The sequence below is a fragment of the Sorangium sp. So ce406 genome (assembly GCF_051474675.1).
In the GTDB taxonomy this organism is placed as follows: Bacteria; Myxococcota_A; Polyangia; order Polyangiales; family Polyangiaceae; genus Sorangium; species Sorangium cellulosum_G.
Genome location: NZ_CP150340.1, coordinates 10,829,277 through 10,853,441 on the forward strand (window position 1 = coordinate 10,829,277; position 24,165 = coordinate 10,853,441).

The following is a 24,165-nucleotide window of genomic DNA, read 5'->3' on the forward strand; positions in this document are numbered from 1 at the left end:
CCTACCCCAAGGAAGGGCCCTGTGCGCTTGCATCTTTGGCCGTCCCGGGAAAGGAAAGAGGACGAGATGCCCATGCAAGCAGCCGAAGTCACCATCTACGTCACCGAATACTGCGGATACTGCACCATGGCGAAGCGCCTGCTGACCCAGAAGCAGGTGCGCTTCACGCAGATCAACGTGGAGGACCGCGACGACCTCCGCGCCTGGCTGGTCAAGGCCTCCGGGCAGCGGACCGTCCCGCAGATCTTCATCAACGGGGACAGCGTCGGCGGATTCAGCGAGCTCTCGGCCCTGGAGAAGCAGGGCGCGCTCGATGCGCGGCTCGCCGAGGCGCCGCGCGCGGACGCACCCGCCATGCCGCGCTGAGCGGCGCAGGCAGGCGAGGTGCGACGGAGACCCCGGCCCGGCGCCCCTGGGCTGCCGCCGGCGAAGGTGCACCCCGGCGTGGGTAGGTGATAAGCTGCCGCGCGGGGACGGGGCGCAGCTTTCTTTGATACCGTTCGTCCATAGGGCTTCATCGGCTCCGCCCACCCCGCCCCCTCAGAGTCGCAACCGCCATGCCTAGCAGCACCGACACCACTGCCGCAGCGACTCAGCCGGTCGAGGGGTCGCTCGTCGGAAAGCGGGTGCAGAAGTACGAAATCGTACGGGTGATCGGCCGTGGCGGCATGGGCATGGTCTACGAGGCGGTCAACACCGCCATCGGCAAGCGCGTCGCGATGAAGTTCGTCGACGCCGACCTCGCGCAGAACAAGGACTCGGTCGCGCGGTTCCACCGCGAGGCGCAGGCGGCGAGCGCCGTCGAGAGCGCGCACATCGTCGAGATCTTCGACGCCGGCTTCGCCGACGACATCCCCTTCCTCGTCATGGAGCTGCTCCGCGGCGAGGACCTCGGCCACCGCATCCGGCGCTGCGGCAGGATCGAGCTCGGCGAGGCGCTCCACGTGACCGCGCAGATCCTCCGCGGCCTGCACCGCGCCCACGAGGCGGGCATCGTCCACCGCGACCTCAAGCCGGACAACATCTTCCTGGTCGACCGCGACGACGACCCGAACTTCGCCAAGATCCTGGACTTCGGCATCTCGAAGGTGCGCCGCGTCGACGGCGCGCCGGCCCACACGCTGACGCGGGAGGGCACGGTCCTCGGCACGCCGTTCTACATGTCGCCCGAGCAGGCGCAGGCGCTGCCCGACGTGGACGGCAGGACCGACCTCTGGGCTGTCGGCGCGATCCTCTACGAGTGCCTCACCGGGCACCCGCCGCACAGCGGCAACTCGTACGAGCAGGTGATCGTCAACATCTGCATGAAGGACGCGCAGGACGTGCGGATGAGCAACCCGGCCGTCCCCGAGCCGATCGCGCGCGTCATCGCGAAGGCGCTCACGCGGGACCGGGACCAGCGGTTCTCCTCCGCAAGGGATTTTCTGGACGCGCTGATCGGGGCGGCTGGCGGGCTCCTCGGGCCGCGGCGCAGCTCGAGCGACGAGCTGACCGTGCCCGCGGCGATCTCGCCTGGCGTGCCCGGGCGCACGCCGGCGAAGCAGACGCCGGCCGACCCGGACATCGGGTTGGATCCGACGCTCGAGGTGCCCGGCAGCGGCTCGAAGGTGGGCTGGGTGAGCAACGGGCGCACCGGCGCGCGAGGACCGCGGCGGCTCGTGCTCGTCGCGATCGCGCTGCTCTCGCTGATCGGCGGGCTCGCCGGCGCGGTCCTCCACGCGCGCCGCTCGCCGGCGGAAGGGACGGCGGCCATCGCGCCGGCGCCTGCCGCCCACGTCTCGATCGAGCTCCGGACGAACGCCGAGGGCGCGCGCTTCACCGTCGACGGCGTGGCCCTGGTCGATCGCACGCTGCGCGGGCGCACGGGCGAGACGAAGCGGGTCCGGGTCGAGGCCTCCGGCTACACGCCCGTGGACAAGGAAGTGACGCTCCAGGCCGGCAGCACCCCGATCGAGGTCCTGCTCCAGCCGCTGCCGCTGGCCGTCACGCCGGTGCCTGCGGCGATCGAGACGACCGCGGAGCCGGCGCCCACCGCGCCCGCCCCGCCCCCCAGGGCCGCGCCGAGCGCGAAGAAGACGGCGACGCTCCCCTTCGCGGCGCGCCCGAGGGGCGCGGGCACCGGCGCGAAGCCCGCCGCGTCGAGCCAGGCCACCCCGGCGGTCGTGACGTCGAAGCCGGCGGGGGTCGCGGCGGGTCTGCAGCTCAAGGTGGACTGAGGCGGGCTTGGGCCGATCGCACGGACGACTCCCGCTCGCGCTCTGCGCCGCCACGCTCGGGCTGGCCCTGCAGCTCTCGCCGGCGCTCGCGCAGGTCGAGCCGTACCGGCAGCACATGGAGAACGGCATCAAGCTGTTCCAGGACCGGAACTACCCGGCGGCGATCGTCGAGTTCGAGGCGGCCTACAAGGAGAAGCCGAAGGCCAGCCCGCTGTTCAACATCGCGCTCGCCGAGAAGGCCCTCTTCAACTACCCGCGGGCGATCGCGGCGCTCGAGCGCGCGCTCGCGCAGCACCGCGACACGATGGACGAGAGCGACGAGAAGACCGCGCGCAGCGCCATCGAGGAGATGCGCGCGCTGCTCGCCCAGGTCACGATCGAGCTCAGCCCGCAGAGCGCGACGCTGTTCATCGACGGCCAGGAGCACCCCCCCTCGTCGTCCGGGACGCGGGTCGTGGAGCTCGGGCCCGGGGTGCACCGCATCGGCGCGCGCGCCGACGGCCACGTGAGCGCCGAGCAGAGCATCACGGTGGTGAGCGGCGAGCGCGGCAAGCGGGTGAAGCTGTCGCTGGCGCGGGAGCGTCCCGCCGCGCCCCCGGAGGCGGAGCCGTTCACGCCGCCGCCGCCCCCGCCAGCGCCGCGGCCGGTGCCCCTCTCGCTGGCGCCGCAGGGCTACTACGTGATCGGCGCAGCGTCGCTGCTCTGGCCGCTCGGCCATCCTCGGGCCTTCCCGAAGCCGGAGGCGAACAGCGGCGGCGCCGGCTCGATCCGGGTGGGCTACCGGGTGAACACCCCCGCGGCGTTCGACCTGATGCTCCAGTACGCGAACATCAACATCGAATCGGACGACACGGCCTACCAGAACGCCAGCTACACGCTCGGCTCGACGCGCCTCGGGTTGAATGTCCGGTTGATGACCCCCGGGCAGACCTGGAGGTTCGTGGGCTCCATCGGCGGCGGCCTCACCTATGACGAGGTGCGGTTCCACAACGTCGGCACGACGGACGGGGACATCTGCGGCGGCCGGTGCAACCCCGCCTCGGGGGTGAACGCGTTCGTCTTCTCCGAGGCAGGGGTCGAGCTCGACCTCGACGGGGTGCTCCTCGGGTTCTCGCTGGACAGCTACTTCCAGTCGTCGCGAGGAATCGACTACGAGCAGGGCGAGGACGGCCCCCCGCTCTACTCCTCCGTGCTGCTGCATCTCGGCGGCAGCTTGCACGCCGGCTACGCGTTCTGGTGATCGGGCCGCGCCGAGCCCGGCGGCTAGCTCGTTCCATCCTTGTTCTGCCGCTCGGCGGATGTATTCTCGCACGCCCTCGCGGGGAGTCGGAGATGGTTCGCCGATCTTTCCAGCGGGGAACATGGGCCGGGGATCGGCTTTTGCCGTCCCCTTCAACGTAGGTCGGGGATCGGACTTCGCGTCCTCTTCAACGTAGGTCGGGGATCGGACTTCGCCGTCCTCTTCAACATGGGTCGGGGATCGGCCTTCGCCGTCCCCTCCAACGTAGGCCGGGGATCGGACTTCGCCGTCCCCTCAAGGGGTGACCATGTCGCAAGATGCCATCACGTCGTTGCTCAAGGAGACGCGCCGGTTCGAGCCGCCGGCCGAGTTCTCGCGTCGTGCGCGCGTCGGCGCGCGGGAGACCTACGAGGCGCTCTACCGCGAGAGCATCGAGCAGCCGGACGCGTTCTGGCGCCGCGAGGCGGGCGACCTCGTGTTCCGCACGCCGTGGACCACGACCAGCGACTGGTCCCTGCCGCACGTGAAGTGGTTCCTCGGCGCGACGCTCAACGTCACCGAGAGCTGCCTCGATCGACACCTGACGACGGCCACCAGGAACAAGGCCGCGATCATCTGGGAGGGGGAGCACGGCGCCACGCGCACGCTCACCTACGCCCAGCTCCACCGCGAGACGCTGCTGCTCGCGAACGCGCTCAAGCGCCTCGGCATCGAGAAGGGCGACCGGGTCGCGATCTACATGGGCATGGTCCCCGAGGTCGCCGTCGCGATGCTCGCCTGTGCCCGGCTCGGCGCGGTCCACACCGTGGTCTTCGGCGGCTTCGCCGCGGACGCGCTCCGCGACCGCATCCACGACAGCCAGGCCAAGCTCGTCATCACGCAGGACGGCGCGTACCGGCGCGGGCAGGTCGTGCCGCTCAAGGCCACCGTCGACAAGGCGCTCGCGCAGCCGGAGGCGAAGAGCGCGACGCGCGTCATCGTGTACCAGCACATCGGCAGCGAGCGCTGCGAGGTGCAGATGACGGAGGGTCGCGACGTCTTCTGGCACGATCTGCTCGCCCAGGCCTCGCCCTCCTGCGAGCCGACCGTCGTCGACGCCGAGCACCCGCTGTTCATCCTCTACACGAGCGGCTCGACCGGGAAACCCAAGGGGGTGCTCCACACGACCGCGGGCTACCTGGTCAACGTGCACGTCACGACGAAGTACGTCTTCGACCTGCGCGACGACGACGTCTACTGGTGCACCGCCGACGTCGGCTGGGTGACGGGGCACAGCTACATCGTCTACGGCCCGCTCTCGAACGGAGCGACGTGCCTCATGTACGAGGGCGCGCCGAACTTCCCCGACTGGGGTCGCTTCTGGCGGCTGATCGAGAAGCACGGGGTGACCATCCTCTACACCGCCCCCACGGCCATCCGCGCCTTCATGCGGCAAGGGGACGAGTGGCCCGCGAAGAGCGATCTCTCGAGCCTGCGGCTCCTCGGCTCGGTCGGCGAGCCGATCAACCCCGAGGCGTGGATCTGGTACCACCGGACCATCGGCGGCGGCCGCTGCCCGATCGTGGACACCTGGTGGCAGACCGAGACCGGGGCGATCATGATGACCACGCTGCCCGGCGCGGTGCACTCGAAGCCGGGGTCGACCGGGCTGCCGATATTCGGCGTCGTGCCCGAGGTCGTGACGAAGGACGGCAAGCCGGTGGCCGCCGGCGAGGGCGGGCTGCTCGTCCTGAAGAAGCCGTGGCCGTCGATGCTGCGCACCGTGTGGGGCGACGACGATCGCTTCCGCAGGCAATACTTCAGCGACATCGAGGGCTGCTACTTCACGGGCGACGGCGCGCGCCGCGACGACGACGGCTATTACTGGGTCGTCGGGCGCATCGACGACGTGCTGAACGTGGCCGGCCACCGCATCGGCACGGCCGAGATCGAGAGCGCGCTCGTCTCTCACCCCGCGGTCGCGGAGGCGGCCGCGGTCGGCCGTCCGGACGATCTCAAGGGGCAGGCGCTCGTGGTCTTCGTCTCGCTCCGGCCGGGGTTCGCGGCCGGGCCGGAGCTCCAGGGCAAGCTCGCCGAGCACGTGGCCAAGGAGATCGGCAAGTTCGCGCGCCCCGACACGATCCGCTTCGCGGACGCGCTGCCGAAGACCCGCAGCGGCAAGATCATGCGCCGGCTGCTGAAGGACGTCGCCGCGGGCCGGGAGATGACCGGCGACACCTCGACGCTGGAGGATCTGAGCGTCGTGGCGAAGCTCCGGCAGCAGGAAGACGAGTGACCCTCGCCTCGGCGCAGGGGCACGGGCGTGCCCCTGCGGCCGACGAGACGGCATCGCGCGGGATGGGGGAGGCGCTGGATCGCCAGCGAGAGGGCGGAGAAATCATGGAAGAGCTCGGCATCACGGCTCTTTCGCCGTCCCCGACCAGCGCAGGACGGCGGCGGCTCACGGCCTGCGGCCTGCGGTCGACGGTCGGATCTCCTCGTTCGCGCCGGAGAATTTGATCCGCCGCGTCGGCGCGGGGGATAATCTGTGGCGAGGCGCTTTTGGAGCTCGAAGCTGGAACCGTCGTTGCGAACCGGTATCGCATCATCCGCCAGCTCGGCCGTGGCGGCATGGGTGAGGTGTTCGCTGCGGAGAACATCCGCACCGGCCGCCAGGTCGCGATCAAGCTCCTGCGCGCCGACTCGAAGGCCAAGTCGTCCGCCGCCGAGCGGTTCCGTCGCGAGGCGCGCGCGGCGGGCTCGATCAACAGCGACCACGTCACCGAGATCCTCGACGTCGAGGAGGACCCCGAGCACGGCATCGTGCTCGTGTTCGAGCTGCTCGAAGGCGAGTCGCTGATCGATCGGCTGAAGCGCACGGGGCCGATCGGCTTCGAGGAGCTGCACCCGATCATCGAGCAGGTCTGGATGGGCCTCGCCGACGCGCACCGCGCCGGCATCATCCACCGCGATCTGAAGCCGTCGAACGTGTACCTGGAGGCGCGCCCCGACGGATCGACGCGGGTCAAGATCCTCGACTTCGGCATCTCCAAGCTGCCGAAGGAGATGGGCGGGGAGACGCTCACCGAGATGGGGCAGAGCCTCGGCACCTTCTCGTTCATGCCGCCCGAGCAGATCGGGAAGGCGAAGACGGTCGACCACCGCGCGGACATCTACGCCTGCGCCACGATGATCTACCAGTCGATGAGCGGCCAGCTCCCTTACCAGGCGCGCAACCTGCTCATCATGGTCGAGATGAAGCAGAAGACCGACGCGCGGAAGCTCGCCGAAGCGATGGACGGCCCGGTCGATCCGCGGCTCGAGGCGTTCCTCGCGAAGGGCCTGGCGCGCGAGCCCGCCGACCGCTTCCAGAGCGCGCTCGAGGGGCTCACCGCGTGGCGGGAGCTGCGGCCGGCGAGGCCCTCCAGCCACCCGATCAGCGCCTCGCGCGCGTCCCTGGCCAGCGGCAACGTGGCCGGGAACGCGCTCGTCACGCCCGTCCCCCCGCAGACCGTCAAGCCCCCGTCCTCCGGCGCGCTCAAGAACCTGCAGCCGCCGGTCGACCCCGTCCTGATCCGCACGCAGACCGATCCAGGGGCGCAGGCGCCGGTCGGGGCCATGGCGCGCCCGGCCAGCGGGCATGATCTGGCGGCCCACGGCTTCGGGGAGCCGCCGCTCGCGCAGACCGAGGACCAGCGCCCGTCGCACGCGGGGAACGCGGCCGGCGGACAGCTTTCCGCGCCGCCCATGCAGTGGACCGGCCCGAACGGCACCATGGTGCTGAACAACGCGGCCAGCGAGCTCGCGGTTCCGATCGCACCCCCACCCGCGGGGCCGCCGAGGATCCTGGACCTCTCCGAGGACAGCTCGGCCGGGTCGACCAGCCAGGGGCCGACGCTCATCTACAAGCCCACGCGGCCCAGCATGGGTTCGGTGAGCTCGGGGCTGGCTGGCCCCGGCGGTCCGGAGCCGATCGAGCAGCGGCCTCCGGCGCAGCCGCCGGCGCGGACGTTCCGGACCATCGTTTACGTGCTGGCGGCGATCCTGTTCGCCGTCGTGGGCTTCCTTCTCATGGGGATCGCCCTCGAGTACCTGGACGGGCCGAGGTAGCCGGCGCGGCTCAGAGCGCCTCGAGCTCCTCCGCGGCGCGGCCCTGGGCCGGCGCGCCGCCGGCGGGCAGCGTGATCCGGAACCGCGTGCCCCCCGTCGCGCGCGCCTCGCATGAGATCGTGCCGCCGTGCGCCTCGATGATGTCGCGCGTCACGGCGAGCCCGAGCCCCGTCCCGCGCTGCTTGGTCGTGAAGAACGGGTCGAAGATGGACGCCCGCAGCTCCTCCGGCACGCCGGGGCCCGTGTCGTCGACCGCGATGGTCGCGACGCCGCTCGAGAAGCTGACGCTCACCACGATCTCGCCGCCCTTGGGCATCGCCTCGCGCGCGTTGCGGAGCAGGTTCAGGAGCGCCTGACGGAGCTGCGACTCGTCGAGGAGGATCTCCGGCCCCGCCTCGTCCACCGCGACGCGGACCGCGACGCCGGCGCGATCGAGCTCGGGGCGCACGAACGCCACGAGCTCCTGCACCAGGTCGTCGACGCGCTCGGGCACGAGCCGCGGGCGGGGGCGCCGGGCGACGCTGAGGTACTGCTCCGCGATGCGCGACAGACGGTCCACCTCGGCGCGGATCGCCGTGACGAGCTGGGCCGACTCCTTCATCACGGGCCTGAGCTCCGCGTCGGGCGTGCCCTCGGCGGAGGCGCGCGCCACCTCCTCCTCGAGCAGCTCGAGGTTGAGCCCGATCGACGACAGCGGGTTCCTGATCTCGTGCGTGACGTGCGCCGCCATCTTCCCGATCGCCGCCAGCCGCTCGGCGTTCACGAGCTCGGCGCGCGCGCGGCGGATCGCGGCGACCATGTCCTCGAACGTCGTCGCGAGCTCGCCGATCTCGTCGTTCGTCGCGAGCACCTGCTTCGGCGTGAGGTCGCCGCGCGCGACCGCGTTCGCCCGCTCCGTGACCGCGGTGAGCGGGGCGAGCACGCGCCGCGCATACAGCGACATCATCACGCCGACGAGCAGCGTCAGCACGCCCAGCCCGAGGAGCAGGTGCATCGAGCGCTCCTCGCGCCGCCGCGCCTCGACGGTGAGGGTCTCCATCTGCTCCTCGACGCGGCTCTTGATCGCCCGCAGCCGCTGCGCCCCCTCGACCTCGCGCTTGACCAGCTCGTCGCGCGTGCGCTCGGCGAGCTCGCGGTTGCCGACGGCGAGCGCCTGGAAGAGCTGAGAGAACCGCTCGGGGCTCGCCCCCACGAGCCGCTCGATCGCCGCCACCTCGGCCGCGATCTCCTCGCTGAACCGCCGCACGCCCGACGAGGCGGCCGCCTGCCCGACGCCCGCGTCCCCGCCGGCCGCCTTCTCGTCGGCTCCGGCGAGCGCACGGGCAGCATCCTTGACGATCGAGAAGGCGAGCGGCCGGGTCCGCCGGGCGGTCTCGATCCACTCGCGCACGTCGCCCGGGTTCTTCGCGGCGGTGATGTGGTTGAGCTGGGCGTTGAAGACGTTCTGCTCCGCCAGCACCTCGCCGATGCGGAGCAGCAGCGGGACGTACCCGGCGCGCAAGAGCTGGGCGTCGCGCGACGCGGCCCGGAGCGCCTGGACGCTCCAGCCGACGGTCAGCGCGAAGGCGGCCAGCACCACGAGGTAGCTCGCGAGGAGCCTGCCCGCGACCGTGCGCCGCTTGTGCGGCGCGCGCCCCTCCGGGCCCGCGGCGCCGCCGCGCGCGCCGTCCACGGCCGGCGCCGGCGCGGTCATCGCGGCGCGACGGCCCGCGCGATCAGGCTCGCGAGGTCCTCCGCGGGCTCGCCCCGCGACCTGAACCGCCGGAGGCTCTGCGCGCAGTGGGTCACGAGCAGCCCGCCGCCGAGCGCGCGGTGCTCCGCGATCCTCCCGTCGGCGATGGCGGCGGACGAGGCGGGGCGCGTGGCGGGCACGAGGCCGCCGCCCCCGCTGCAGTCGGCGTGCTCGCGGCGGTGGATGAACTCCTCCGGCGGCCGCCCCATGATGCGGGCGAGGATCTCCCGCGGCGCGTCGTAGCGATCGAGGCCGCGCCCGAGCTGGCAAGGGTCGTGGTAGCGCACCCGCCGCTCCGACGCCGACCGCTGCAGCCGGTCCAGCGAGGCGACCGCGAGGTCGACGAACAGCTCCGGCGCCTTCACGTCCACGCCGGCGCGCGCGTACTCGACGCGCACGGCGCGCGCGCACCCGGGGTCGACGGCGACGAACCGCTCTCCCTCCGCCACCTCGGCGGCGAGCCGCCGCGCCGCGGCCGCGAAGCCCGGCCGATCGCCCGCGTAGAGGAGCGGCAACCCGCAGCAGGCGCGCACCGGGCGGACGGGAGCGCCGATCAGCGCCTCGGTCGCGTCGAGCGCGTCCTCTGCGACGTCCGGCGCGTGGCGGACGTAGCCGCAGCCGACCAGCACGCGGACCGCCCCTGGCGCGCCCGCGGCCGCGCGGGCGCGCGCGTCCGGCTCGCCATCCCCGCCCTCCTCGCGGGCCCAGAAGCGCTCCGCCGCGCGCCTGGCCCCCTCCGGCGCGAGGCCGCGCGCGAAGAACTCCGCGCGCGCGTCGGTCAGCACCGTGGCCACCTCGTTCTTGTGGTCGCAGCGCTCGCGGCACGCGTAACAGCCCGAGCACGCCCATGCGGGCTCCGCGTGGCGCGCGTCGAGCGGCACGTCGCCGCGCCCGGCGAAGTACGCCATCGACATCTTCCCCCACGGCGTGACCGTCTCGTTCGCCTCGACGTTCGACACGGGGCACGCGGCGCGGGAGAGCTTGGGGCAGTAGACGCACTTCTCGAGCGACGTCCGGTGCGGCTCGAGGAGCTTCAGGCGGAGCTGGGGCACCGTTCGAGTCTCTCCATCGGACGCGCCTCGTGCAAGCGGCGGGGGCGCGTCACGCGTCCGAGCCGCTGCTCGACGAGCGCCTGCCTCGCTCGTTCGCTGGGGGTGATGAGCCCGCCGGCCTGCGGCGCGGCGAGCCCTCGTGGACGACCGGCGCCGCCTCCGCGCTCGGCCTGGTCGCTGGCTCGCCGTCCGTCGATGCGAGCCGCGACGGCGCCTCCGCCGCGCCCTCCGCGGCCGCGGGCGTCGAGGACCGCGACGGCGCGCTCTCCTGGGGCAGGCGGATCGTGAACTTCGCGCCCTTGTCGGACGACTCGACCTTGATCGTCCCGGCGTGCTCGTCGACGATCTTCTTCACGATCGCGAGCCCGAGCCCGGTACCGCCCCGCTTGCCCGCAGTGACGAACGACTGGAAGAGCCGTCCCTGGATCTCCTTCGGGATCCCCTTGCCCGTATCGGCGACGCTGATCGCGAGGTCGCCCCCGTCGCGGTAGGCGCGGATCGTCACCCTGCCGCCGCCCGGCCGCATCGCGTCGGCCGCGTTGCGGACGAGGTTGTGCAGGAGCCGCGTCATCTTCGCCTCGTCGAACCGCGCCGTCCCGCGGTCCTCGAGCACGAGCGACAGCGTCACGCCGGTCCCGGCGAGCTCCTGCTCGAGCTGCTTCTCGATGTCGCCGAAGAACTTGGTCAGGTACACCTTGCGGACGAGGATGCTCCGCTCGCCGCGCGCGAACTCCAGCACCTCGCGCTGCATCGCGCTGATCACGTCGAACTGCTTGAGGATCAGCCTCGCGTGATCCTCCCGCGTCGCCGCGTCCGGCGCGCCGGCCATGAGCTGGACGTACCCGCTGATCACCGTGAGCGGGGTGCGCACGTCGTGCATCACCCCCGAGAGCAGGCGCCCGATCGTGGTGAGCCGCTCGCTCTGCTCCCGCTCGAGGCGCGAGCGGAACAGCCGCAGCGCGGTCGACGCGTTGGCCGACACGAGCCGCAGGAGCGCGCGATCGTCCTTCGAAAAGCCGTGCGGTTTCCTGGAGTTGTAGAGCGCCATGGCGCCGATCGGGACGGCGTCCTCGCCCTCGAGCGGCACGGCGATCGCCGTCTTCAGCTCCGCGCCGAGGAGCTGGGCGAGCCGGGGCGACACCGGCGTGTCTCCCTCGTCGCCGCCGCCCTCGCTCGAGAACCACACGGCCTCGTTGTGCACCATGGCGCGGCCGACGATCCCCTCGCCGCGGCGCATGGCGATGCGCTTGACCTCGAGCCTCGGCGGAGACGCGTCCACCACCCCCTCGGGCTCGTCGCCGGACGCGGGCGAGCGCGGCGGCGGGCTGCCCTCCTCGAAGGCGGCGAGGTCGAAGAAGTAAAGGACGAGGCCGCCCTCGATCTCGTCGACGAGCATCGCCCCCGCGCGCGCCTCGCACGCCCTGCCGGCCGACGTGATCACCGCGCGCGCGAGGTCCTCCATCGTGGTCGCGCGTCCCATCGCGCTCTCGAGCTCGAAGAGCAGCTTGAGGTCGCTCACGCGGTGCTCGAGCTGCTCCTTGGTCTCGACGAGCTGCGTGTTCTTCTGGATGACCGACAGGAACAGCCGCGAGTTGTCGATCGAGACGGCCGCCTGCGTCGCCAGCGCGCTCAGGAGCTCCTCGTCGTGGACCGAGAACTCCCCTTCGCCGTGCTTGTTCAGGACCTGGATGACCCCGATCGTCCGCCCGACGTGGTTCTTCATGGGCGCGGCGAGGATCGAGCGGGTGCGGTACCCCGTCACGTCGTCCCAGTCGCGCGAGAACCGGCGATCCCGGTAGGCGTCCTTCACGCGGACGGTGCGCCCGACCTTGGCGACGTGGCCGGCGATCCCGGCGCCGACGGGCAGCTCGATCGCGCGCGCCTCCTCGCCGATGACGATCCGCGAGAACAGCCGCTGGCGCTGCTCGTCGAGCAGGTAGAGGGTCGCCCTGTCCGCGTCGAGCAGCTCGGTGATCTTGTTCAGGATGAGCGCGAGGAGCTGATCGAGATCCAGGGTGCTGCCGAGCGCGAGCCCGACGTCCCGGAGCGCCTGCACGGTCTTCTCGGCCTGGGCGAGCCGCGCCTCCAGCTCCTGAATACGAGCTTGTAGCGCCTTCGTGCGTTGTTCCGCCTTCGCGGTCACCGGGAGACGCTAACACGACTTCGCCCGGGGGAGCGCGCGCGCGGGCCCCGGCGCGACGCGTCCGTTCGGCAGAGAGCGCCCCCGACGTCCGCCGGGAGCGCCCCCAAGACGAGCGGCTACTGGTTCATGCTCTCGAGGAACTCCTGATTGGTCTCGGTGCGGCTCACCTTGTCCAGGAGGAATTCCATCGAGTCGATGACGTTGAGGGGATGCAGGAGCTGGCGGAGCAGCCACACGCGCTGGAGGATCCACTCCGGGAGCAGCAGCTCTTCCTTGCGGGTCGCGCTCTTGTTGATGTCGAGGCAGGGGAAGATCCGCTTCTCCATCAGCTTGCGATCGAGGTGGATCTCGCTGTTACCCGTCCCCTTGAACTCCTCGAAGATGACCTCGTCCATGCGCGAGCCGGTGTCGACGAGCGCGGTCGCGACGATCGTCAGCGATCCGCCCTCCTCGACATTGCGCGCGGCGCCGAAGAACCGCTTCGGCTTGTGGAGCGCGTTCGAGTCGACGCCGCCGGACAGGATCTTCCCGCTCGGCGGGACGACGGTGTTGTAGGCGCGCGCCAGGCGGGTGATCGAGTCGAGGAGGATCACGACGTCGTGCTTGTGCTCGACGAGGCGCTTGGCCTTCTCGATCACCATCTCGGCGACCTGCACGTGGCGCGTCGGCGGCTCGTCGAAGGTCGAGCTGATCACCTCGCCCTTCACGGTGCGCTGCATGTCGGTGACCTCTTCCGGGCGCTCGTCGATGAGCAGCACGATGAGGGTCGTGTCCGGGTGGTTCGCGGAGATCGCGTTCGCGATCTGCTGGAGCAGGACCGTCTTGCCGGCGCGGGGCGGCGAGACGATGAGGCAGCGCTGCCCTTTGCCGATGGGGCAGAGCATGTCGATGATGCGGGTCGAGAAGCTCTTCGTCCCGTTCTCGATGTTGAACTTCTGCTGCGGGTAGAGCGGCGTCAGGTTGTCGAAGAGGATCTTGTCGCGGGCGACCTCCGGGGGCTCGCCGTTGATCTTGTCGACCTTGAGCAGCGCGAAGTACGCCTCGCGCTCCTTGGGCGGCCGGATCGAGCCGCTCACGCTGTCGCCGGTGCGGAGGTTGAAGCGCCGGATCTGGGACGGCGAGACGTAGATGTCGTCCGGGCCCGGCAGGTAGTTGTAGTCCGGCGCCCGCAGGAAGCCGAAGCCGTCGGGCAGGCATTCGAGGACGCCCTCGCCGTAGACCGGCTGGTCCTGCGCGGCGTGGGCCTGCAGGAGCGCGAAGATGACCTCCTGCTTGCGCAGCCCGGCAGCGCCCTCGATGTTGAGCCCCTTCGCCATCTGGACGAGCTCGGCCATCGGTTTCTGCTTCAGTTCCCTGAGGTGCATGAGTCGGAAAGCTCCAGGATGCGACAGCGCTCTCCCTGTCAAGGGCGTGGAGGCCGTCGGTCGATGGTTTCTGGTTGGGGGGGTCTAGCGGGTCGGGCCCGAGGCGGGGCCGAGCATGTCGTCGATGTCGGCGGGTCGCCAGGGGGAAGAGGGCTCGCCTCGTCACCGGCGCCCCTCACGTTCATGTCGCTCGATCGGCGGGCTGCGCTTGCCGATCGGGCGGCGACTCTATCAAGCGCGTTTGCTCTGTCAATGCGCGCCGGCGGCCCTGGACATGGGGGTCGTCCGCGCCGCGCTCGCGCGGAACGGCGGGGGCGAACCGCCGCGAACTGCCCGGAGCGCCCTGGCGCTGCCTGAAGTTGCCTCCCTCCGGACGCGCGGCTAAGTCAAGCTGGTTCCATGGGGCTCAAACAGGTTCAACTGTTCGTCCGCGGTCGCGTCCAGGGCGTCTTTTTTCGTGCCTCCACGCAGCGCGAGGCCAAGCGGCTCGGTCTCACCGGCTGGGTGAAGAACCGCGCCGACGGCAGCGTCGAGGTCCTCGCCGAGGGTGAGGAGGACGAGCTCAAGGAGCTCATTGCCTGGGCCAACCGCGGCCCGAGTGCGGCGCGCGTCGAGCGCGTCGACGTCCGGTGGCGCGGCTTCTCGGGCGACTTCTTCGACTTCCGCATCACGGATTGAGGGACTTGGCACGCGGTCTGTCCGATCAGGGAAACGCGGGTGCACGGCCGTCGCGGCGCTACAGGCCGACGGGCGCGTGGCTCGTGCTGCTCAGCCTGCTCGTGGGGGCGCCGCTCGCGTCGCGTTCGGCGCACGCCGCGCTGGACCGCGATGCGGGCGCCGCGGCGGCGGCCTCGTCCACGTTGCCGGAGCTCCCGCGCCTCGCGCCGATCGCCCGTCCGGAGCCCGACATCACCGCGATCCGCGAGCTCGATCGCGTGCTCGACCAGCTCACGTCGCAGGACGCGCGCTCGCGCGAGAACGCCCGCGCGGGCCTGGATGAGCCGATCCCGGGCATCGTCGACGCGGTGCGGCTGCGCGTGCAGGACATCCGCGGCTCGCTCGATCGGGACGCGGCGCCGCGCGTGCTCGCCGAGGCGCGCCGGGAGGGGCGCAAGGCGCTGAAGTCCGAGAAGGATGACGACGGGCGCGACGCCAAGAAGAAGGGCGCGGACGCCAAGGACGGGAAGTCCGACAAGGGCGCGAAGAAGGGCGCCGGCGATGCCAAGAAGGGCGCGGGAGACGCCAAGAAGGACGCGAAGAAGGGCGCTGCCGACGAGAAGAAGGGCGCGGGCGACACCAGGAAGGACGCCAGGGCCGATCAGGGCGCGAAGAAGGGCGCCGATGACGAGAAGGACGAGAGCGAGGGCGACTGGCTGGACTTCATGCTGGCCACGCCGCGGCCGCGCGACAGCGCGTGGCGCGATGTCGTGAAGCTGCTCGCGATGGAGCGGATGCTCGTCGCCGCGGGCACGACGCCGGCGGTGCGCGAGCTCATCGCGCTCCACGCCTACTTCGGCGAGCTGCTCCGCATCGACCTGCAGCGGCAGATCGCGAAGCTGCGCGACAAGGCCGTCCCCGCGCTGATTGAGGCGCGCCAGCACGACGCGAAGATCGTCCAGCGGTGGGCCAACAAGCAGCTCGACCTGCTCGGCCGAGCGATCCCTGGCGAGGCGATCGCGTCGAACGACACGCAGATCCTGGCCGACGTCCTGCGCGCGTACGGCCGTGTCCGCGACGTCGACGCGATGCGCGCCGTCCTGAGCTTCTGCAACAGCGACCGCGCGCGGCTGCGCGACGCTGCCCGGGAGGCCATCTCCGCGATCGGCGAGCCGGGCATCTGGCAGCTCCGCGACGCGTACCTGAACCTCACGGGCGAGAAGCCGCCGCGCGAGTGGTCGTGGGACCGCATCGCGCGCGAGCTCTTCGCGACGTACGATCGCGCGCGCCTCGCCGAGGTGTACCAGCTGATGGACGAGGGCGTCGCCGCGGCGAGCGCGGGCAAGCTGGCCGAGGCGACCGACGCCTTCGACAAGGTCCTCGCCCGCGCGCCGCTCTTCGAGCGGCGCAAGGAGATGGTGGGGGCCTACGTGGAGCGGGCGAAGTCGCTCGCCGACGAACGTCGCGAGGACGCCCTCGCGATGCTGCGCAAGGCGCTCCGCCTCGATCCGACCGGCGAGCACGCGAAGAAGATCGACGCCGAGATCGCCTACCTGGAAGGCGCGCTCCTCATCGATCGCGGCACGCCGGACAAGTTCGTGCTCGAGCGGGCGCTGGAGCTCGATCCCGCCCACGCCGGCGCAAAGGCGGCGCTCGCGTCGCTCGGGGACAAGGTCGCCGAGCGAAAGAGCCAGAAAAATCGCTACATCGCCGCGGGAGCCGTGGGCATCGTGGCGATGCTGGCGATGTTCTTCATCGCCCGCCGCCGGAGCGACCCGGCGCCCGCGCCGCGGCAGGCCAGCGCCGCTCCCCCGCAGCCGCCCGCGGCCTCGGAGCCGCCGTCTCCGCCACAGCCCAGCGCCGCTCCCCCGCAGCCGCCCGCGGCCTCGGAGCCGCCGTCTCCGCCACAGCCCAGCGCCGCTCCCCCGCAGCCGCCCGCGGCCTCGGAGCCGCCGTCTCCGCCACAGCCCAGCGCCGCTCCCCCGCAGTCGCACACGGCACCGCCGGCCAGCGCCGCGCCCCCGCCGTCGCAGGCGGACCAGGAGCCGCCGTCGACCGGCCCACAAAGCAAAGACGCCGGGTGAGCTCGTCGCTCTCCCGGCGCCTCTGTGACTGCGCCGGCGCCGCGGGGCGCCGGTCTGGTCCGATTCAGCCCGCGGTGGTCGCCGGCGTGGCCGGCTCCGCCGCCGCGACCGGCTCAGCCGCCTGCGAGGGCGCGTCCTCGACCGCAGGCGCGTCGATGAACTCGATGAGGCTCATCGGCGCGTTGTCGCCGCGACGCGGTCCCAACTTGATGATGCGCGTGTAACCACCCGGCCGACCCTCGAACCGCTTCGAGAGATCGATCATCACCTTCGCGATGATGTCGACCTTCTTGCCGTCGGTCGCGACGCCCCAGCGAGGGATGTAGCTGCCGACGAGCCGCTCGGCATGGAGCCGGCGCGCCCTGTCACCAGGGCTGAGCTCCGTGTGCGCGGTGTACGCGACCTTGCCGAGCCGCGTCGCCTTGGTGATGAGCCGCTCGGCCACCCGGCGCAGCTCCTTCGCCTTGGCGTCGGTCGTCTCGATCCGCTCGTGGGTGATCAGGTTCGCCGTCAGGTTGCGAAGCATCGCCCTGCGGCTGGAGGTATCCCGACCAAACTGCCTGCCCGCTTTCTTGTGACGCATGACGTTCCCTCAGTACCGACTCACGCCTGCGCCTGCTGCGCCTTCCAGCGCTCGAGGAGCTGCGGCCAGTTGTCGATCTTCATCCCGAGCGAGAGCCCCATGTTCGCGAGGATCTCTTTGATTTCCTTCAGCGACTTGCGACCGAAGTTCTTGGTCTTGAGCATGTCCTGCTCGGTCCGCTGCACGAGCTCGCCGATGAGCGTGATGTTCGCGTTCTGCAGGCAGTTCGCGGAGCGGACGCTCAGCTCGAGCTCCTCGACGGAGCGGAACAGGTTCTCGTTGAGCGGCTCGTCGTCGCTCATCACCGCCTGGTAGCTCGTCTCCTCGCTCTCCTCGAAGTTCACCCAGATGGAGAGCTGCTCCTTCAGGATCTTCGCGGCGAACGCGACCGCATCCGCCGGCGAGACGGATCCGTTGGTCCAGACCTCGAGCGTCAGCTTGTCGTAATCCGTCACCTGCCCGACGCGGGCGTTCTGCACGGTGTAGTTCACCTTGCGGATCGGCGAGAACAGCGCGTCGATCGGGATCGTCCCGATGGGCATGGTCGGCGTCTTGTTGCGCTCGGCGGGCACGTAGCCGCGGCCCACGTTGACCGTGAGCTCCATCGAGAGCGGCCCCTTCTTGTCGAGCACGGCGATGAGGTGGTCGGGGTTGAGCACCGACAGCCCCTCGACGAGCTGGATGTCGCGCGCGTAGACGGGCCCGGGGCCCTCGCGGTCGATCCGCACCGAGTACGTCTTCGGGGTCGCCGCCTTGAAGACGACCTCCTTCACGTTGAGGATGATGTCGCTGACATCCTCGACAACGTCCGGCACCGTGGTGAACTCGTGGAGCGCCCCCTCGATGCGGATGGCCGTCGCGGCCGCGCCCTGGAGGGAGGAGAGCAGCACCCGGCGCAGCGAGTTGCCGATCGTGATCCCGAAGCCGCGCTCCAGGGGCTCACACGTGAACTTGGCGTAGAACTGCGTCCCGCTCTCCGCGTCGATCGAGATGCCCTTGGGCCGGATCAGATCGCGCCAGTTCCGGGCGATCATCGTGAGGTTCGGGTTGTTCATCGTCATGACGATCTCCTTCCTTCATGGGTCTGCGCGGAGGTCTCACGCCGCGGCCGCACTCGACCGGTCCGGCGCCGCCTCCTGCCCGCATTCGTGGCTCCATGCGCCTGCGCGCGCTGCGCGCAGGAAAACGACGCCGAGGGGAGCCCGCAGCGCGGGACCGCACCCCGCAAGGTGCGCTCCCGCCGCTGCCTCCTCGGCGCCGCCTCGCGCGATCAGCGCGAGTAGTACTCGACGACCAGCTGCTCGCGGATCTCCGGCTCGTTCAGATCCTCGCGGATCGGAGCGCCCTTGACCGCGCCGGTGAACGCCGCGCGATCCACGTCGATCCAGCTCGCGATCGGGCGCTTGTCCGCGCCGCCGACGGACGCGAGGACGCTCTTGAACTTCCGCGCCCCCTCGGTGAGGTCGATCCGGTCACCGGTCCGCACCACGTAGCTCGGGATGTCCAGCCGCTTGCCGTTCACGTGGACGTGACCGTGCCGGACGAGCTGGCGCGCCTCGGCGCGGGACGAGCCGAAGCCCATCCGGTGCACCACGTTGTCGAGCCGGCGCTCCAGGAGCGCGAGCATCTCCTCGCCCGTCCGGCCCTTGCGCCGGTTGGCCTCCTGGAAGTACCCGCTGAACTGCCGCTCGAGCACGCCGTAGATGCGACGCACCTTTTGCTTCTCGCGCAGGCGCACCGCGTACTCGCTCAGCTTGATGCGCCCCTGGCCGTGCTGGCCGGGCGGATACGGGCGCCGCGTGTACGCGCACTTCTCGGAGTAGCACCGCTCTCCCTTGAGGTAGAGCTTCATCCCCTCGCGGCGGCAGAGCTTGCAGACCGGACCAATGTAGCGAGCCATCGTGAATTACCTCAAACCCTGCGCCGCTTCGGCGGCCGGCAACCGTTGTGGGGGATCGGCGTGACGTCCCTGATCAGCGTCACCTTGAAGCCAGCGGTCTGGAGCGCGCGGAGCGCGCTCTCGCGCCCGGCCCCCGGCCCCTTCACGAACACGGCGACCGATCGCATGCCGTGCTCCTGCGCGCGCCGCGCAGCCTCTTCCGCCGCGAGCTGCGCGGCGAACGGCGTCGACTTGCGCGATCCCTTGAAGCCGCGAGCGCCAGCGGACGACCACGCGATCGCGTTGCCGTTGATGTCCGTGATCGTCACGACCGTGTTGTTGAAGGTCGACTGAATGTGCGCGATGCCCGCGGACACATTCTTCTTGACCTTCTTCTTCTGCTTCGTCTTGGTGGTGGTGGCAGCCGTCTTCGCTTGCGCCATGGCGTCCTAATCCCCGCTCGTCACTTCGTCGCGGCCGGACGCCGCTGCAACATGCCCTTGCGCGGACCCTTCCGGGTGCGCGCGTTCGTGTGCGTCCTCTGCCCGTTCGCCGGGAGGCCGCGCCGGTGGCGGAGCCCCCGGTAGCAGCCGAGGTCCATGAGCCGCTTGATGTTGAGCTGCACCTCGCGCCGCAGGTCGCCCTCGACCTTGTACTCGGCGTCCAGGAGGTCGCGGATCGCCTTTACCTCAGCGTCGCTGAGCTCCTCGACCCGCCTGTCCTGCGGGATGTTGGTCCTCTCGCAGATTTGCAAGGCGAGAGTCCGCCCGATGCCGTAGAGGTACGGTAGGGCGTAGGCGACATGCTTCCGACGCGGGAGATCGACACCAGCGATACGAGCCATGGTTACTCCAAACCGAAAACGAGGGCGGGCTTCCGCCGAAAGAGCTAGTTCCCCTGGCGCTGCTTGTGGCGGGGGTTCTCGCAGATGATCCGAACGACACCACGCCGCCGCACCACCTTGCACTTGTCGCAGATCTTCTTGACGCTCGGGCGCACCTTCACGGGGAGCCTCCAGATTCCTCAAAAAATACGTTACTTGTGCCGGTACGTGATCCGGCCTCGGCTCGGGTCATACGGCGAGACCTCGACGGTCACGCGGTCGCCCGGCAGAATCTTGATGTAGTACTGCCGCATCCGGCCGCTGATGGTGGCGAGGACGCCCAAGCCGTTGTCCGCCTTCACGCGAAACATGGCGTTCGGCAGGGCCTCTTGAACCACGCCGTCGAACTCGAGCTTGTCGCCCTTCGGTTCTTTCGGCGCTCTGGCTTGTTTTGATCGCCTCATTCTCCACCCGAGCCCGGTCGGCCGAGGGCCGACATCACCCTCTGCGTGACTTCTTCCGGCGTCCCGACTCCGTCAACGCGACGCAGCAGTCCCTTCTGTTCGTAGAACGGAAGAAGGGCGGCCGTCATCGCCTCGTAGGCGTCGAGACGCTTGCCGACAGCTTCGGGCCGGTCGTCGGCCCGATGCTCCAGCTCCGCACCGGGGGGCGGCGGATTATAAACGAGATGGTATATCTGTCCACTGCGTTTGTCGGTGCGGCGATGGATCAACCGTTCCTCGAGCAGGGAGCGCGGAACGTCGAGCTGGATCACCGCATCGATCCCGCTCCCCTGGCCGGCGAGGAGCGCGTCGAGCGCGTCCGCCTGGGGCACCGTCCTGGGAAATCCGTCCAGAAGGAAGCCACCACGGCAATCGGGCTCGGCGGTCCTGCGGTCGATGAGGCCAATGACGGCCTCATCCGGCAGGAGACCGCCCGAGTCCATGATGTCCAGGTAGCGCTTCTCCAGCGTGCCCGACCGCTTCGCCTCGCGCAGCATGTCGCCCGTCGAGATCTGCGGAATGCCGAAGCGCACGCACAGCAGCTTCGCCTGCGTACCCTTCCCAGCGCCAGGTGGCCCCACCAGAACCAAGATCATTTGACCTCCATCACGCTTCCGGGAGCCTTCGGCCCCGGATGCGGCTGGCCCCGGGGCCGGTAAGGCCCTCGTAGCTCCGCGTGATCAGGTGCGCCTCAAGCTGGTTCACGGTGTCGAGCGCGACGCCGACGACGATCATGAGCGACGTCCCTCCGAAGCCGAAGGGGATGCGCAGAAGGTTGCCGACGATCGACGGGACCACGCACACCGCGGCGACGTAGAGCGCGCCGCCGACGGTGATCCGCTGGATCACCCGGTGGATGTAGTCCGCCGTCTGCTTGCCCGGCCGGATCCCGGGGATGTTTGCCTGCTGCTTCTTCAGGTTCTCGGCGACGTCCACCGGCTGAAACGTGACGTTCGTGTAGAAGAAGCAGAAGAAGATGATGAGCAGCGCGTAGCCGGTGTTGAAGACCCAGTCCCCCCGGTTGATGATCGCCTGGAGATGGTCGGCCCCGGGGACGTTCATGTTCGCGAGCGTCTGCGGGAACATCAGCAGCGACGACGCAAAGATCGGCGGGATGGTGCCGGCGGTGTTCACCTTGAGCGGCAGGTGCGCCGTCTGACCGCCGTAGACGCGCCGCCCGACCTGCCGGCGCGAGTACACGATCGGGATCTGCCGCCTGCCGTTCTCGAAGAACGCGATGACGGCGATGACGAACACGATGAACGCAGCGATCGCGGCCATCGACAGCGGCTGGAGATCGCCCGAGTTCTGCGCGAAGTAGTTGCCGATCTCCTCCGGGATCCTCGTGATGATGCTCGCGAAGATCAGGAGCGAGACGCCGTTCGACACGCCGCGCTCGGTGATCTGCTCGCCGATCCACATCAGGAACGCGGTCCCGGTCGTCAGCGTGATCACCGTCATGAGCTGGAAGCCGATGCCGGGGTGGTTCACGATCCCGGCGCCGGTCTCGCTGCTCGACAGGCCCTCGAGCATCTTCGCGATCGAGAAGGCCTGGAAGAGCGAGAGCGCGACCGTGCCGTACCGCGTGTACTGATCGAGCCGGCGACGCCCCTGCTCGCCCTCTTTTCGCAGCTCGTCGATGGGCTTGTAGACCATGCCCATGAGCTGCATGATGATCGATGCCGAGATGTACGGCATGATCCCCAGCGCGAAGATCGACAGGTTCTCCAGCGCTCCGCCGGAGAACATGTTGAAGAAGCCCAGGAGCCCGCCCGACTGCTTCGCGACGTACTGTCGCATCGCGTTCCGGTCGACGCCGGGCGTCGTCACGAAGACGCCGACCCGGTAGACCGCGAGCATCACCAGCGTGAAGATCACGCGCCGCCGGAGCTCGGGGATCTTGTGGAAGTTGGTGATTCCCGCGAGGCTGGCCATGGGCGTTCCTGGACTCCGGCTTGAGGGGGTGCGCCTGCGCGCTGGCTAGGAGGACGAGGAGTCCGTCGAGTTGCCCTGAACAGCGGGCGCCTCGATCACGACGGCCTTGCCCCCTGCCTTCTCGATCTTCTCGATCGCTCCCTTGGAGAAGCGATGCGCCGTCACGGTGAGCTTCTTCGTGAGCTCACCGCCGCCGAGGATCTTCAGGACGTCGAACCGGCCCTGCACCAGGCGGCTCGCATGGAGCGCGACCACGTCGACCTGCGCGCCGTCGTCGAACGCCTCGAGGGCGCCGACGTTGACGTTGGCCACGATGTCCGCGAGCGGGTTGCGGAAGCCACGCTTCGGGAGGCGACGCTGGATCGGCGTCTGGCCACCCTGGAAGTGCTTCTTGTTGATGTTGCCGCCCGCCCGAGCCTTCTGCCCTTTTTGTCCTCGGCCAGAGGTCTTGCCGACGCCGGATCCCACGCCGCGGCCGACGCGGAGCCTCTTGGTTACGGCACCTTCAGGGGCTTGGAGCTTAGAAAGGATGTCCATGTTTCACACTTCCGTACGCGGCAAACCCGCTGGAATGACGATCTCGCTTCTCAGGACTTCGGGGAGGTTGCCTCGTCGGCGACCTCCTCCACCTCGACCAGGTGGAGGATCTTCTTGACCATGCCACGGAACGAGGGCGTGTTCGCGACGACCACCTCGGACCCCGGCCCACGCAGGCCGAGCCCCTTGATGACCTTGCGGGTGTGCTCGACCTGACCGATGTTGCTGGCCTTCTGACGTACGCGGAGCTTCACTGCGAGCCTCCTTCACCCCCGCCACCGCCCTGCGGCGCGCCGCCCGGCGCGGGGGGCGCGACGCTCGCGCGCCGGCGGGCCGCGGTGTTCGTGCCGCCGCGGCGCTGGTAGTCGAGCGAGTCCAGCTGCATCGACCGCTTCCCGGCGACGCTCTCCGGGCTCTTGAGCCCACGGAGCGCCGCGACGGTCGCGTGCACGACGTTGTGCGGGTTGCTCGTGCCGAGCGACTTCGACAGCACGTCGTGGATCCCCGCGGACTCGACGACGGCGCGCACCGCGCCGCCGGCGATGACGCCGGTCCCGGGGCTCGCCGGCTTCAGCAGGACCTTGCCCGCCCCGACATGCCCGAACGAGTCGTGCGGGATGGTCACGCCGTCCAGCGGGATGCGGAACAGGTTCTTGCGAGCCTGGTCGTTCCCCTTGCGGATCGCCTCCGGCACCTCGTTGGCCTTGCCCAGGCCGACGCCCACGTGCCCCGCTTCATCGCCCACCACGACCAGCGCCGAGAAGCTGAAACGCCGGCCGCCCTTGACGACCTTGGCGACGCGGTTGATGTGGATGACTCGCTCTTTCAGCTTCTCTTCGTCGACATGATCGAACGCCATATCCGTCCTCTATCACGTTCTCCGCCGCGGCAGTTGACCGCGCCCGCCGCCCACACCTGCAGGGCAGCGGCTGTGGGAGTCAGAAATCGAGACCTGCCTCGCGCGCCGCCTGGGCGAGGGCGCTGACGCGCCCGTGGTACAGATAGCCGTTGCGGTCGAAGACGACCTTGTCGATCTGCTTCTCCTTGCAGATCCTCGCGATCAGCGCCCCGACCTTCTTCGCCGCCTCGACCTTGTTGTCCTCGTCGAGCGAGCCCTTGAGGTCCTTCGACAGCGTCGAGGCGTGGGCGAGGGTCTTGCCGCTCACGTCGTCGATGACCTGCGCGTAGATGTGCTTGGTGCTGCGGAAGACGCTGAGGCGCGGGCGCTCCGGCGTCCCCTCGACCTTCTTGCGGATGCGGAGCTTCCGGCGCTCCCGACCGACGATTTTCATGCCCATGACCGTCTCGTACCTCGGTGCAGCGGCGTA

General features: G+C 70.2%; 24 protein-coding genes. 7 read left to right on the forward strand and 17 right to left on the reverse strand.

Annotated features, from left to right (window positions below):
• Positions 1-72 precede the first annotated feature (72 nt).
• From grxC to WME96_RS40665, 5 genes are all read left to right on the forward strand, one after another.
• Positions 73-366 (forward strand): glutaredoxin 3, encoded by a 294-nt coding sequence (gene grxC, locus WME96_RS40645; RefSeq protein ID WP_437286932.1) that lies wholly within the window; start codon positions 73-75, stop codon positions 364-366.
• Positions 367-557: 191 nt separating this feature from the next.
• Positions 558-2,216, forward strand: a complete 1,659-nt coding sequence (locus WME96_RS40650) for a serine/threonine-protein kinase (protein ID WP_437286933.1) — start codon at positions 558-560, stop codon at positions 2,214-2,216.
• Positions 2,217-2,223: 7 nt separating this feature from the next.
• Positions 2,224-3,456 carry a hypothetical protein gene (locus tag WME96_RS40655; RefSeq protein ID WP_437286934.1) on the forward strand — a complete coding sequence of 411 codons (1,233 nt, stop codon included), beginning with the start codon at positions 2,224-2,226 and terminating at the stop codon, positions 3,454-3,456.
• Positions 3,457-3,763: 307 nt separating this feature from the next.
• Complete coding sequence (gene acs, locus WME96_RS40660; RefSeq protein WP_437286935.1) at positions 3,764-5,731, forward strand: acetate--CoA ligase; 1,968 nt, start codon at positions 3,764-3,766, stop codon at positions 5,729-5,731.
• A 266-nt stretch (positions 5,732-5,997) separates the two neighbouring features.
• Entirely contained in the window at positions 5,998-7,545 is a 1,548-nt protein-coding gene (locus WME96_RS40665) for a serine/threonine protein kinase (RefSeq protein ID WP_437286936.1), read from the forward strand.
• A gap of 10 nt (positions 7,546-7,555) precedes the next feature.
• On the opposite strand, the gene WME96_RS40670 is transcribed toward WME96_RS40665, so the two are convergent.
• From WME96_RS40670 to rho, 4 genes are all read right to left on the reverse strand, one after another.
• Positions 7,556-9,238, reverse strand: coding sequence for an ATP-binding protein (locus WME96_RS40670; RefSeq protein WP_437286937.1), 1,683 nt, complete (start codon positions 9,236-9,238; stop codon positions 7,556-7,558).
• Positions 9,235-10,329: a (Fe-S)-binding protein gene (locus WME96_RS40675; RefSeq protein ID WP_437286938.1), complete on the reverse strand. Its 1,095-nt coding sequence runs from the start codon at positions 10,327-10,329 to the stop codon at positions 9,235-9,237. The genes WME96_RS40670 and WME96_RS40675 overlap by 4 nt, the downstream gene beginning before the upstream one ends.
• A gap of 49 nt (positions 10,330-10,378) precedes the next feature.
• Positions 10,379-12,472: a GAF domain-containing protein gene (locus tag WME96_RS40680; RefSeq protein ID WP_437286939.1), complete on the reverse strand. Its 2,094-nt coding sequence runs from the start codon at positions 12,470-12,472 to the stop codon at positions 10,379-10,381.
• A gap of 116 nt (positions 12,473-12,588) precedes the next feature.
• Entirely contained in the window at positions 12,589-13,836 is a 1,248-nt protein-coding gene (gene rho / locus WME96_RS40685; RefSeq protein ID WP_012240541.1) for a transcription termination factor Rho, read from the reverse strand.
• 399 nt (positions 13,837-14,235) lie between these two features.
• On the opposite strand from rho, the gene yccX reads away from it, so the two are divergent.
• Complete coding sequence (yccX, locus tag WME96_RS40690; RefSeq protein ID WP_061609615.1) at positions 14,236-14,514, forward strand: acylphosphatase; 279 nt, start codon at positions 14,236-14,238, stop codon at positions 14,512-14,514.
• A 5-nt stretch (positions 14,515-14,519) separates the two neighbouring features.
• Positions 14,520-16,577, forward strand: a complete 2,058-nt coding sequence (locus tag WME96_RS40695; protein ID WP_437286940.1) for a hypothetical protein — start codon at positions 14,520-14,522, stop codon at positions 16,575-16,577.
• Positions 16,578-16,641: 64 nt separating this feature from the next.
• Here the strand turns inward: WME96_RS40695 and rplQ are convergent, their stop codons facing one another.
• From rplQ to rplR, 13 genes are all read right to left on the reverse strand, one after another.
• Positions 16,642-17,160 (reverse strand): 50S ribosomal protein L17, encoded by a 519-nt coding sequence (gene rplQ, locus WME96_RS40700; RefSeq protein WP_437286941.1) that lies wholly within the window; start codon positions 17,158-17,160, stop codon positions 16,642-16,644.
• A gap of 20 nt (positions 17,161-17,180) precedes the next feature.
• Positions 17,181-18,221 (reverse strand): DNA-directed RNA polymerase subunit alpha, encoded by a 1,041-nt coding sequence (locus WME96_RS40705; protein WP_012240545.1) that lies wholly within the window; start codon positions 18,219-18,221, stop codon positions 17,181-17,183.
• 209 nt (positions 18,222-18,430) lie between these two features.
• Positions 18,431-19,060, reverse strand: coding sequence for a 30S ribosomal protein S4 (gene rpsD, locus WME96_RS40710; RefSeq protein ID WP_433930579.1), 630 nt, complete (start codon positions 19,058-19,060; stop codon positions 18,431-18,433).
• Positions 19,061-19,071: 11 nt separating this feature from the next.
• A complete protein-coding gene (gene rpsK, locus WME96_RS40715) occupies positions 19,072-19,482 on the reverse strand; it encodes a 30S ribosomal protein S11 (RefSeq protein WP_061614895.1) in 411 nt (136 codons plus the stop codon).
• A gap of 20 nt (positions 19,483-19,502) precedes the next feature.
• On the reverse strand, positions 19,503-19,883 hold the full coding sequence (rpsM, locus tag WME96_RS40720) for a 30S ribosomal protein S13 (protein ID WP_061614896.1): 381 nt from the start codon (positions 19,881-19,883) through the stop codon (positions 19,503-19,505).
• 44 nt (positions 19,884-19,927) lie between these two features.
• Positions 19,928-20,044 (reverse strand): 50S ribosomal protein L36, encoded by a 117-nt coding sequence (rpmJ, locus tag WME96_RS40725; protein ID WP_012240549.1) that lies wholly within the window; start codon positions 20,042-20,044, stop codon positions 19,928-19,930.
• Between the two features lie 30 nt (positions 20,045-20,074).
• Entirely contained in the window at positions 20,075-20,326 is a 252-nt protein-coding gene (infA, locus tag WME96_RS40730; RefSeq protein WP_061609609.1) for a translation initiation factor IF-1, read from the reverse strand.
• Positions 20,323-20,961 carry an adenylate kinase gene (locus WME96_RS40735; protein ID WP_433930582.1) on the reverse strand — a complete coding sequence of 213 codons (639 nt, stop codon included), beginning with the start codon at positions 20,959-20,961 and terminating at the stop codon, positions 20,323-20,325. Before WME96_RS40735 ends, infA begins: the two co-directional genes overlap by 4 nt.
• A 10-nt stretch (positions 20,962-20,971) precedes the next feature.
• The gene (secY, locus tag WME96_RS40740) at positions 20,972-22,300 is read right to left on the reverse strand and encodes a preprotein translocase subunit SecY (RefSeq protein WP_437286942.1); all 1,329 of its coding nucleotides are present in this window, start codon (positions 22,298-22,300) and stop codon (positions 20,972-20,974) included.
• 45 nt (positions 22,301-22,345) lie between these two features.
• A complete protein-coding gene (gene rplO / locus WME96_RS40745) occupies positions 22,346-22,837 on the reverse strand; it encodes a 50S ribosomal protein L15 (protein WP_437286943.1) in 492 nt (163 codons plus the stop codon).
• 50 nt (positions 22,838-22,887) lie between these two features.
• Positions 22,888-23,091, reverse strand: a complete 204-nt coding sequence (rpmD, locus tag WME96_RS40750) for a 50S ribosomal protein L30 (RefSeq protein ID WP_061609605.1) — start codon at positions 23,089-23,091, stop codon at positions 22,888-22,890.
• Positions 23,088-23,696, reverse strand: a complete 609-nt coding sequence (gene rpsE, locus WME96_RS40755) for a 30S ribosomal protein S5 (protein ID WP_433930587.1) — start codon at positions 23,694-23,696, stop codon at positions 23,088-23,090. The genes rpmD and rpsE overlap by 4 nt, the downstream gene beginning before the upstream one ends.
• A gap of 79 nt (positions 23,697-23,775) precedes the next feature.
• Positions 23,776-24,135 (reverse strand): 50S ribosomal protein L18, encoded by a 360-nt coding sequence (rplR, locus tag WME96_RS40760; RefSeq protein WP_061614901.1) that lies wholly within the window; start codon positions 24,133-24,135, stop codon positions 23,776-23,778.
• Positions 24,136-24,165: the final 30 nt, after the last annotated feature.